At 65.6% G+C, this 1,854-nt stretch carries 1 protein-coding gene; it reads left to right on the plus strand.

The annotated features are described in order from the left end of the window. Nucleotides 1-57: 57 nt before the first annotated feature. Complete coding sequence (locus tag E8A74_RS51570; protein ID WP_136936572.1) at nucleotides 58-1,686, plus strand: transposase; 1,629 nt, start codon at nucleotides 58-60, stop codon at nucleotides 1,684-1,686. The last annotated feature ends 168 nt before the right edge of the window (nucleotides 1,687-1,854 follow it).

A 1,854-nucleotide genomic window follows, 5' to 3' on the forward strand; every position in this document is an offset into this window, starting at 1 on the left:
CTAGGTGACTGGTGTTTTTCTCTACCAAACCATCGCGGGATGGTGTAATGCGGGGCCATGTCCCTTGGACAAACCCCGAAGCAGGGCGAGATGTGGAGGTCGACGTCAGCGTATTGCGAGGCCAAGCTGTCGCCGACGTCGATCTACAGCCTGTTGCACCGCGAGTGCCATCGGCTCTTTCCGGATGAGGCGTTCACGGACCTGTTCCGGGACATCGGTCGACGCTCGATCCCGCCGCGCATCGTCGCGGTGGTGATGGTGCTGCAGCGGCTGGAAGGGCTGTCGGACCGGGAAGCGGTCGAGCGGTTCAGCTTTGACATCCGGTGGAAGTATGCGGCGGGCGGGCTCGACTTCGAGTATCCCGGCTTCGTTCATACGGTCCTGGTCGACATGCGCGAGAGGCTGCGGCAATCGCAGGACCCCGACCGGATCTTTCGCACGGTGCTCGACGTGGCCAAGGCGGCCGGGCTCGTGGGCCGTCGGCGCGTGCTTGACTCGACGCCGCTGTACGACGCAGTGGCCACGCAGGACACTGTCACGATGATCCGCTCCGCGATTCGCGCGCTGCTCCGCGCGGCCGGCGATGAGCTCGTTGCGCAGCTGCGCGGGGCTCTGAAGCGGGATGACGATTACAGCACCGCCGGGAAGCCGGCGTGCGACTGGGAGGATCGAGCCGCACGCGAAGCGCTGGTGGATGCGCTGGCGCGTGATGCCTATGCGTTGCTCGCGCACCTGGATGGTCACGCGCTCGCCGTGCCGGTGCGCGAGGCGGCGGTGCTGCTGGCCACGGTCGTGGGACAGGACCTGGAGCAGACCGAAGACGGCACCTTTCGCATTGCCCGGCGCGTGGCGCCCGATCGCGTCATCTCGACGGTCGACCCCTACGCGCGCCATGGCCACAAGACACAAGCTCGCGGCTTCGATGGCTACAAGGGTCATATCGCGCTCGACCCTGACTCGGAGCTCATCACGTCCTCGACCGTCACGCCCGGCAATGCCGCCGATGGCAGTGTGGCCAAAGAGTTGCTGAAAGAGGCGCTGGAGACCGAGGCGCAGAAACAGGACGAGCAGCAGACCAAAGAAGGGAGTCCCGAGGCGAATGACTCCCTCGCCCCGGAGCCTGTCGAAGTCTACGGAGATAGCTCGTATGGCACGGGCGAGGTGCTCGAGCATCTCGAGAACGCAGGCGCTGTGGCTCATGTAAAGGTGCAGGCCCCTGCATCGCCGGACGGTCGATTCACCAAGGACGCGTTTCACATCGACCTCGCGAGCGATACGGTTACCTGCCCGGCTGGGCAGCTCGTCCAGATACGCCGCCGCAAGGATGGCTCGGGGATAGCGTCTTTCGGTGCGCGCTGCGGGAAGTGCCCGCTTGCGGCTTCATGCACGAAATCGAAAGAAGGTCGCAATGTCACGGTGAATCAGCGAGAGCATCTGCTGCAGCACGCGCGCACGCAACAGAGGAGCCCCGCGTGGCGCGCGGGCTATAAAGCCACGCGCCCGAAGGTCGAGCGCAAGCTCGCTCATCTGATGAGACGAAGGCACGGCGGACGTCGAGCACGCCTGCGCGGCACCGAGCGAGTCACGCGCGACTTCACAATGCTCTGCGCCGCGGAGAATCTCCGACGGCTCGCCGCGCTGGGGCTGCGGCACGACGAGCGGTCGAGGACACGCTGGGCAGTGTGACCGAGGGCGGGGGGCGCCTCGTACGGTCGCCGCTACGGCAGAACAGAAGATGAACCGAACCGTTATAAGCCGTCAGGTGGCCTGTCCGATATGCACCGTGGCGGCCATGGGAACAGGAGCGGCCATCGACCGTCGTCGATGGGCTCGCGATCAACACCAGCCACCTAG

It is taken from the genome of Polyangium fumosum, from assembly GCF_005144585.1.
GTDB classification, from domain to species: Bacteria; Myxococcota_A; Polyangia; order Polyangiales; family Polyangiaceae; genus Polyangium; species Polyangium fumosum.

What these genes read in the sequence shown, in the direction of transcription:
- E8A74_RS51570 (WP_136936572.1), top strand. Translation starts at nt 58, where the DNA reads ATGTCCCTTGGACAAACCCCGAAGCAGGGCGAGATGTGGAGGTCGACG.